1 tRNA gene and 2 rRNA genes are annotated in these 1,461 nt (G+C 60.4%); all 3 read left to right on the forward strand.

What is annotated here, in order from left to right:
• A 16S ribosomal RNA gene (locus JT719_RS24210) occupies nucleotides 1-492 on the forward strand; the annotation flags it as partial.
• 147 nt (nucleotides 493-639) lie between these two features.
• Nucleotides 640-716: transfer RNA gene (locus tag JT719_RS24215), tRNA-Ile, on the forward strand.
• A 264-nt stretch (nucleotides 717-980) separates the two neighbouring features.
• Nucleotides 981-1,461, forward strand: a 23S ribosomal RNA gene (locus tag JT719_RS24220); the annotation flags it as partial.

Genomic DNA, 1,461 nt, shown 5'->3' on the forward strand with positions numbered 1-1,461 from the left:
GCATGGCTGTCGTCAGCTCGTGTCGTGAGATGTTGGGTTAAGTCCCGCAACGAGCGCAACCCCCACCGTCAGTTGCCATCATTAGGTTGGGCACTCTGGCGGAACTGCCGGTGACAAGCCGGAGGAAGGCGGGGATGACGTCAAGTCCTCATGGCCCTTATGGGTTGGGCTACACACGTGCTACAATGGCGGTGACAGTGGGACGCGAAGCCGCGAGGTGGAGCCAATCCCCAAAAGCCGTCTCAGTTCGGATTGCACTCTGCAACTCGAGTGCATGAAGTTGGAATCGCTAGTAATCGCGGATCAGCACGCCGCGGTGAATACGTTCCCGGGCCTTGTACACACCGCCCGTCACACCATGGGAGTTGGCTTTACCCGAAGACGGTGCGCTAACCTCGCAAGAGGAGGCAGCCGGCCACGGTCAGGTCAGCGACTGGGGTGAAGTCGTAACAAGGTAGCCGTAGGGGAACCTGCGGCTGGATCACCTCCTTTCTAAGGAAAACCAACCCCGCACGGGTTGGACCCGCGGCAGGCCCTGAGCCGCCGCCGGCGCATCCCTTCTCACGGATCTGAGATCAGAGGACGGAGTACGGAGGACAGACAACAGATCTGTCGTCTGTGGTCTGCACTCTGTTCTCTGGGCTAGTAGCTCAGTTGGTTAGAGCGCGCGCTTGATAAGCGTGAGGTCGGAGGTTCAAATCCTCCCTGGCCCACCAGGTTCAAGCGCCGGCGTCATCGACGCAGCGCTCTGGCCGATCGGGATCCGTATGAGGGGACTCACAACACGGCAACGTGGCCCGGGCGAAAGCCCTGGTTGCCCGGCATTGCTGGGCGGGATCATGGACAAGTGAAGACAAGTGCAAGTGACCGAGGACGCGCCTCGGCCGGTGCCCGAAAGGGAACTGGCGAGGCGTAGCATCTGAACGGCGGAGAGGCTGCGGGCGGGTTTGTTCCTGCGCGTGGCGCTTAACGCTTCAAGGATCAAGCGTAAGAAGGGCATCTGGTGGATGCCTTGGCACTGAGAGGCGATGAAGGACGTAGCACGTTGCGATAAGCTTCGGGGAGCCGCGAGCAGGCTTTGATCCGGAGATTTCCGAATGGGGAAACCCACCGCTTCGGCGGTATCCCATGCTGAATCCATAGGCATGGGAAGCGAACCCGGCGAACTGAAACATCTAAGTAGCCGGAGGAAAGGACATCAACCGAGACTCCGCTAGTAGTGGCGAGCGAACGCGGACCAGGCCAGTGGCTGCTTCTACACAACCGGAACCGTCTGGAAAGGCGGGCCAGAGCGGGTGATAGCCCCGTACGGGTAAACCGGAAGCAGTCCTCGAGTAGGGCGGGGCACGTGAAACCCTGTCCGAACATGGGGGGACCACCCTCCAAGCCTAAGTACTCCTCAGTGACCGATAGTGAACCAGTACCGTGAGGGAAAGGTGAAAAGCACCCCGATGAGGGGAG

The organism is Sabulibacter ruber, assembly GCF_017355955.1.
Taxonomy (GTDB): domain Bacteria; phylum Bacteroidota; class Bacteroidia; order Cytophagales; family Hymenobacteraceae; genus Nibribacter; species Nibribacter ruber_A.